This is a genomic window from Cobetia sp. SIMBA_158 (assembly GCF_046566945.1).
Lineage (GTDB): Bacteria > Pseudomonadota > Gammaproteobacteria > Pseudomonadales > Halomonadaceae > Cobetia > Cobetia amphilecti.
This window is the reverse complement of record NZ_JAWJYL010000376.1, coordinates 1-272: the sequence shown is the minus strand read 5'-3', so window position 1 is coordinate 272 and position 272 is coordinate 1. Positions and strand designations below refer to the sequence as shown.

1 protein-coding gene is annotated in these 272 nt (G+C 67.3%); it reads left to right on the top strand.

Features of this window, described 5'->3' with window-relative positions; all coding sequences use genetic code 11:
• Positions 1 to 272 (top strand): transaldolase family protein (locus R2R70_RS20355; RefSeq protein ID WP_410978954.1); only part of this gene is annotated, 272 nt, incomplete at both ends.

Here is a 272-nt window from a genome sequence, read left to right as displayed (position 1 = left end):
CGAGAAAGAGCGCGTGCTGATCAAGCTCGCGTCGACGTGGGAAGGCATCCGCGCGGCGGAAGTGCTGCAGAAGGAAGGCATCCGCTGCAACATGACGCTGCTGTTCTCGCTCGCGCAGGCCGCCGCGTGCGCCGAAGCCGGCGCGCAGCTGATCTCGCCGTTCGTCGGCCGCATCTACGACTGGTACAAGAAGGCCAAGGGCGCCGACTGGGACGACGCGAAGGACGGCGGCGCGAACGATCCGGGCGTGCAGTCGGTGCGCAAGATCTACG